The sequence below is a fragment of the Actinacidiphila sp. bgisy160 genome (assembly GCF_965342435.1).
Classification (GTDB): Bacteria; Actinomycetota; Actinomycetes; order Streptomycetales; family Streptomycetaceae; genus Actinacidiphila.
Window position 1 is genome coordinate 23240 of record NZ_CBDRCM010000075.1, and the last position, 6824, is coordinate 30063.

4 protein-coding genes are annotated in these 6824 nt (G+C 72.5%); 1 reads left to right on the forward strand and 3 read right to left on the reverse strand.

The window, feature by feature from the left end; genetic code table 11:
• Positions 1-4: 4 nt before the first annotated feature.
• The 3 genes from ACRWNP_RS34165 to ACRWNP_RS34175 form a co-directional block, all read right to left on the reverse strand.
• Positions 5-2323 carry an RNA degradosome polyphosphate kinase gene (locus tag ACRWNP_RS34165; protein WP_431968403.1) on the reverse strand — a complete coding sequence of 773 codons (2319 nt, stop codon included), beginning with the start codon at positions 2321-2323 and terminating at the stop codon, positions 5-7.
• 286 nt (positions 2324-2609) lie between these two features.
• Positions 2610-3554 (reverse strand): mycothiol synthase, encoded by a 945-nt coding sequence (mshD, locus tag ACRWNP_RS34170; protein WP_431968405.1) that lies wholly within the window; start codon positions 3552-3554, stop codon positions 2610-2612.
• Positions 3551-4747, reverse strand: a complete 1197-nt coding sequence (locus ACRWNP_RS34175; protein ID WP_431968407.1) for an MFS transporter — start codon at positions 4745-4747, stop codon at positions 3551-3553. The genes mshD and ACRWNP_RS34175 overlap by 4 nt, the downstream gene beginning before the upstream one ends.
• Before the next feature lie 219 nt (positions 4748-4966).
• Between ACRWNP_RS34175 and ACRWNP_RS34180 the strand changes: the two genes are divergently transcribed.
• A complete protein-coding gene (locus ACRWNP_RS34180; protein ID WP_431968409.1) occupies positions 4967-6766 on the forward strand; it encodes a bifunctional metallophosphatase/5'-nucleotidase in 1800 nt (599 codons plus the stop codon).
• Positions 6767-6824: the final 58 nt, after the last annotated feature.

Genomic DNA, 6824 nt, shown 5'->3' on the forward strand with positions numbered 1-6824 from the left:
CGTGTCAGGGTGTCGCTGGGCCACGCCGGCGCCTCCGCGCGTCGATGAGCATCTCCTGGATGTGGGGCAGCGGACGCCCTTCGGCGTCGGTGCTGTGCCGGGTCCAGTCCCCGTCCGGGCCGAGCCACCAGGACGAGGTGGAGTCCGAGGTTCCGGTCTCCAGCAGCCGGTTCAGGGAGGCCCGGTGCGCGGGGTCGGAGACCCGGACCAGTGCCTCGATCCGGCGGTCGAGGTTGCGGTGCATCATGTCGGCGCTGCCGAGCCACACCTCGGGGTCGCCTCCGTTGCCGAAGACGAAGACCCGGGAGTGTTCCAGGAAGCGGCCGAGCACGCTGCGCACCCGGATGTTCTCCGACAGGCCCGGCACCCCCGGGCGCAGCGCGCAGATGCCGCGCACCCAGACGTCGACGGGCACGCCGGCCATGGAGGCCCGGTAGAGGGCGTCGATGATCGCCTCGTCGACCATCGAGTTGGCCTTGATCCGGATGTACGCGGGCCGGCCCTCGCGGTGGTGGGCGATCTCCGCGAGGATCCGGGAGACCAGCCCGTCGCGCAGGCTGCGCGGCGCCACCAGCAGGCGGTTGTACGTCTCACGGCGCGAGTAGCCGGAGAGCCGGTTGAACAGGTGGGACAGGTCGGCGCCGACCTGCGGGTCCGCGGTCAGCAGCCCGAGGTCCTCGTAGAGCCGGGCGGTCTTCGGGTGGTAGTTGCCGGTGCCGACGTGGCTGTAGCGGCGCAGGGTGTCGCCCTCCTGGCGGACCACCAGCGACAGCTTGCAGTGCGTCTTCAGCCCGACCAGGCCGTAGACGACGTGGCAGCCGGCCTCCTCCAGCTTGCGGGCCCACTTGATGTTGGCCTGCTCGTCGAAGCGCGCCTTGATCTCGACCAGCACCAGCACCTGCTTGCCGGCCTCGGCGGCGTCGATCAGGGCGTCCACGATCGGCGAGTCGCCGGAGGTGCGGTACAGGGTCTGCTTGATGGCCAGGACGTCGGGGTCCTGCGCGGCCTGCTCCAGGAACCGCTGCACGGAGGTGGAGAAGGAGTTGTACGGGTGGTGCAGCAGCACGTCGCGCTCGCGCAGCGCCGCGAAGACGTCGGTGGCGTGCGCGGACTCGACCTCGGCCAGGTCCGGGTGGGTGCCGCCGACGAACTTCGGGTACTTCAGCTCCGGACGGTCCTGCCCGGCGATCGCGAACAGCCCGGTCAGGTCGAGCGGTCCGGGCAGCGGGTAGACCTCGGCGTCCGCTATGTTCAGCTCCTGGGCCAGGGTGTCCAGGGCCTGCGGGGCGATCGACTCCTCGACCTCCAGGCGGACCGGGGGACCGAAGCGGCGCCGCAGCAGCTCCTTCTCCAGGGCCTGGAGCAGGTTCTCCGCGTCGTCCTCCTCCACCTCCAGGTCCTCGTTCCGGGTCACCCGGAACATGTGGCTGTCCAGCACCTCCATGCCGGGGAAGAGCTCCTCCAGGTGCGCGGCGATGACGTCCTCCAGCGGGACGAAGCGCTGCGGGCCGGCCTCGAGGAACCGGGACAGGATCGGCGGGACCTTCACCCGGGCGAAGTGGTCGTGCCCGGAGACCGGGTTGCGTACGGTGACGGCCAGGTTCAGGGACAGGCCGGAGATGTACGGGAACGGGTGCGCCGGGTCGACGGCCAGCGGGGTCAGGACCGGGAAGATCTTGTTTCGGAAGAGGGTGAAGAGCCGGGCCTGCTCCTTCTCGGTGAGGTCGTTCCACCGGATGATGTGGATGTCCTCCTCGGCGAGCGCCGGGGCCACGTCGTTCTGGAAGCAGGCGGCGTGCCGGGCCATGAGCTCGCGGGCGCGGCTGAGGATGTTCTCCAGCACCTTGGTGGGCGGCAGGCCGGAGGCCGAGCGCTGGGCCACGCCGGTGGTGATGCGGCGCTTCAGGCCGGCGACGCGGACCATGAAGAACTCGTCCAGGTTGCTGGCGAAGATCGCGAGGAAGTTGGCCCGTTCCAGGAGGGGCGTGGCCGGGTCCTCGGCGAGTTCCAGCACGCGCTCGTTGAAGGCCAGCCAGCTCTGCTCGCGGTCCAGGAAACGGTTCAGCGGGAGTTCTTCGTCCGCGCCCTCGTCCTTCACGGCCTCGGCCGGACGGGCCTCGCCCGTCTGCTCCGCGGGCCGCGGCAGGGTCGAGAGGCCGTCCAGGCGCTTCAGTTCGGGGTGCAGGGGCGGGACGACGTGCGGGCGGCCGTAGGCCGGGGCCGGTTCGGCCGGGGACGGTTCGGCCCGGGTCTCGGACTCGGCCGGAGCACCGGAGCCGGACCGTTCGGTCCGGGCGTTCGTCGGGAAGTTCATCGAGGCCATGGGTGCGAGCCCTCCTCCGGATCCGGCACGTCGATCACGTGGTCGGCGGCACGCGGAACCCGGCCGCCGACCATGCCCCCATTGTCCCTGGCGCGCCGGGATACCGGCAGGTCGACAGGGGGAAGGTGGGTCGCGGCGGGCGTCTGCATCCACAGATGCTCGCAAGCGAGTTTGAATCGCCGGTAACGGGCAGGTGGCGGACAGGAAATCGCCGTACGTACCGGCCGTGTCCGGGCGGTCACCCGAATGGCCCCGCCGGGGGCCGGACCGCCCGTCCAGGGGAGCGTCAGGTCTCGGTCCGGTACATCAGGTCGACCTCGTGCGTGGTGAAGCCGAGGCGTTCGTAGACGGCGAGAGCGGGGGCGTTGTCCGCGTCGACGTAGAGCATCGCGGTCGGCAGGCCGCGGTCGTGCACGAGGTGCCGCAGCCCGATCAGGGTCAGCGCCCGGCCCAGGCCGCCGCCCTGCTCCTCGGGGTCGATGCCCAGCACGTAGACCTCGCCGAGGCGCTCGCGCTCGTGCACCTTCGTCCAGTGGAAGCCGGCGAGCCGGTCGCCGCGGAAGGCCAGGAAGAAGCCGGCCGGGTCGAACCAGGGCTCGGCCTTGCGGTCGTCGAGGTCGCGCTGGGTGAGGCTGCCCTGTTCGGGGTGGTGCGCGAAGGCGGCGGCGTTGACCGCCAGCCAGGCGGCGTCGTCCTGCCCGGGGACGAAGGTGCGCACGGTGACGCCGGCGGGGAGCACGGGATCGCCCAGCGGGGGCGCGCCGGTGCCCTCCTCCAAGGGGCGGCGCAGCTGCCGCAGCTCGCGGAAGAGGGCGAGGCCGAGCAGCCCGGCCAGGTGGCGGGCGGCGGGGTGGCCGCCGTGCGCCCACACGCGCAGCCGCTTGCCGGAGGCGGCGAGCAGGGCGTGCCCGAGGGCGCGACCGTGGCCCTGCGTGCGGTACGCGGGATGGATGACCATCTCGGCGGCCGGGGCCTCGACCGGGTCGGTGTCCTCCAGTTGGGCGTACCCGACGAGCACGCCGTCGCTCTCGACCAGCAGGTGGCGTACGCCCTCGCGGGCGCCGCCGCGCAGGTGCAGCCGGCCCTGCTCGGAGACCGCGGCCTGGCCGTCGACGGCCGCGGCCGCCTCGATCAGGGCCAGGACCGCGTCGGCCCGGGCCGGGCTCAGCTCGTCGAGGGTCTCGATCCTGCGGGGGCCCACGGCGGTCTGTTGTGCTGCTGCGTCGGTCATGGGACCGAGCTTACGACCGCGGGGGTGCGCGAGGTGTCCAGCGGCACCAGTGCCGCCGCGCAGCAGGCCATGACCGCCGCGGCGGCGAGGGCGGGCCAGTAGCCGGCGGCCGAGATCAGGGTGGCGCACAGCGGCGGGACGACGGCGGCGGTCAGGTTCTGGCCCGTGTTGTGGACGCCGAGGGCACGGCCGGACCAGGACGGGCCGGCGCGTTCGGCCGTGGCGGTGAACGACAGGCCGTTGGTGCTGGCGGTGATCCCGATGGACAGTACGAGGGCGACGGCGGTCAGCGGTGAGGGGAAGGCCGCGGTCAGGGCCGCCGCGGCCACCACCACGGCGGTGGCGACGGCCAGTTGCCGCATCGGCCGCAGCCGGCTGCCGGCCCGGTCCGACCAGCGCCCGGCGGCGATCCGGAAGCAGGCCCCCAGCACCTGCGCGACGGCGATCAGCCGGCCGGCGCCGACCGCGGACCAGCCCCGGGTGTCCACCAGCAGCACAAGGGCGAAGGCACCCGCCGTGAACTGCGGTACGACCAGCAGCGCGCCCGCGCCGTGGATCCGCCACAAGGCGGCCGAGCCCCGGTACGGGTTGACGTCCGGGGCCGCCCCGGGACCGGCCTGCGGGCGTGCCGGGTCGGCGGCGAGCAGCGCGACCAGGCAGGCGACGCCCCCGCACACGGCGGCCAGGAAGCCGAAGGCGCCGCGCACCCCGTACGCGGCGGCGAGCGGGGGCATGGTCAGCGCGGCCACGCCCATGCCGAGCGGGGTGGCGGTCTGCCGGATGCCCATGGCCAGACCGCGCTCCCGCGCGGAGAACCATCCCATGACGAGGCGTCCGCTCGCGGAGTACACCGAGGCCCCCGCCGCGCCGGCCAGGGCGAGCAGCGCGCCCAGCGCCGTCGTGCCGCCTCCGGTGCCCACCGCGCCGGCCGCGACGGCGAGCAGCGCCGCGGCGCCGCCCAGGCCGGTGGCGATGACGACGCGCTCGCCGTGACGATCCGCGGCGGCGCCCCAGGCGACGAGGGCGGCGACCAGCCCGGCGGTGGGGCAGGCGATGAGGAGCCCGATCTGCGGCAGCGTCAGCTGCGCCGTGTCCCGCAACACGGCGGCCAGATAGGGGACTCCGTAGACGAAAGCGCAGGCGGCGGTCTGTGCCGCGGTGCCCAGGGCGAGCATCAGCCAGCGGCGGCGCATGGGGTGCACCTCCTCGGTCGGTGGTGGATCCAACTATGCCGCTGGTTTGAATGGCGAGACAGGTGATTCCGGAATACGAGACGAAGTAGTCGGCTGCCCGTCGTGTACCGATCAGTCGAAACCGGCCCGTAACCGCAAAGCCACTGACAACTACGCGCGTTGACAATAGGCTGCGGCAGTCCTCCCCCTCTCATCCATCGTTCACGTCCAAGGGGACCCATGTCAGTGACCCACCCGCGTCGCCGTGCCGCACGCCGCGTCGCCGCCGCGACCGCCGGTCTGGCCGCGGTCGGCGCGCTCGTCATAGCGAGCCCGGCCGCCCAGGCCCACGAGACCCAGCACGGGGGACACGGCCACGGCAGCCGTACCGTCGACCTCCAACTGCTCGCCATCAACGACTTCCACGGCAACCTGGAGCCCCCGGCCGGTTCCTCCGGCCGCGTCACCGAGCTCCAGGCGGACGGCACCACCAAGACCGTCGACGCAGGCGGCGTGGAGTACCTTGCCTCCAGCCTGCGCACCGCCCGCGAGGGCCAGGAGCGTTCGCTCACCGTCGCCGCCGGCGACATCGTGGGCGCCAGCCCGCTGCTGTCCGGCCTGTTCCACGACGAGCCCACCGTCGAGGCCATGAACAAGCTGGGCCTGGACGTCACCGGCGTCGGCAACCACGAGTTCGACGAGGGCAAGGACGAGCTGCTCCGGCTGCAGAACGGCGGCTGCCACCCGGTCGAGGGCTGCTACGAGGAGGGCCGGAAGTTCAAGGGCGCGGACTACCCGATCCTCTCGGCGAACGTCGTCGACGAGAAGACCGGCCGCCCGCTGCTCAAGCCCTACACCATCGAGAAGGTGAAGGGCGTCCGCGTCGGCTTCATCGGCGTCACCCTCGAGGGCACCCCGAACATCGTCACCGCCGAGGGCGTCAAGGGCCTGAAGTTCCTCGACGAGGTCGAGACGATCAACAAGTACACCAAGGAGCTCAAGCGCCAGGGCGTCAACGCCGTCGTCGCGCTCGTGCACGAGGGCGGCTTCCCCGCCTCCTCCGCGTACAACTACGACTGCGACGCCGGCGGCTCGGGTACCGGCCTGTCCGGCCCGATCGTCGACATCGCCAAGAACACCTCGGCGGACGTGGACGCGCTGGTCACCGGCCACACCCACACCGCGTACGTCTGCACCGTCCCCGACCCCGAGGGCAACGACCGCCTGGTCACCAGCGCGGCGTCCTTCGGCCGGCTCTTCACCGAGCTGGACATGAAGTACGACACGCACACGCACGACATCGTGCGCTCCTCGGTCCGGGGCTCCAACCACGTCGTGGACCGCACCCGGAACAAGGCCGCGGACATGACCTCGCTGATCAGCCGCTGGCAGACGCTGGCCGCCCCGATCGCCGGCCGCACCGTCGGCTGGATCTCCCAGGACATCACCCGGACCGGCAACGAGTCCGCCCTCGGCGACCTCATCGCTGACGCGCAGCTCGCGTACGCCAAGACCCTCGACCCCTCGGCCACGATCGCGCTGATGAACCCCGGCGGCATCCGCACCGACCTGGTGCACAAGGCCTCCGGCAGCGAGGGCGACGGCGTCGTCACCTACGCCGAGGGCTTCGCCGTCCAGCCGTTCAGCAACACGGTCAACCTGCGGACGCTGACCGGCGCCCAGCTGGTCACCGCGCTCCAGCAGCAGGTCAGCGGCAGCAACGAGGCCGCTCCGAAGATCCTCCAGATCTCGTCCGGCCTGACCTACACGCTGGACCTCACCAAGTCCGGTGCCGCCCGTGTCGTGACCGACTCGATCCGCCTGGGCGGCGCTCCGATCGACCCGGCCGCGAACTACCGCGTCGCGATGAACTCCTTCCTCTCCGGCGGCGGTGACGGCTTCGGCGAGCTGGCCAAGGGTACCGACGAGCTCGTCGGCGGCGACGACCTGGCCGCGCTCAACGCCTACCTGACCGCCAACTCCTCGGCCTCCGCGCCGCTTGCGGCCCCGGCGGCCGACCGCATCACGATCATCCAGTAGTACGCAGCACGAGCGGGCCGGTCCCGCGACCGTGCTCGGCCCCGGGGGGGGGGGGGGG

Excerpts from the sequence above, each read along its gene's own strand:
- ACRWNP_RS34165 (WP_431968403.1), bottom strand. The coding sequence starts at position 2,323 with ATGGCCTCGATGAACTTCCCGACGAACGCCCGGACCGAACGGTCCGGC.
- mshD (WP_431968405.1), bottom strand. The coding sequence starts at position 3,554 with ATGACCGACGCAGCAGCACAACAGACCGCCGTGGGCCCCCGCAGGATC.
- ACRWNP_RS34175 (WP_431968407.1), bottom strand. The coding sequence starts at position 4,747 with ATGCGCCGCCGCTGGCTGATGCTCGCCCTGGGCACCGCGGCACAGACC.
- ACRWNP_RS34180 (WP_431968409.1), top strand. The coding sequence starts at position 4,967 with ATGTCAGTGACCCACCCGCGTCGCCGTGCCGCACGCCGCGTCGCCGCC.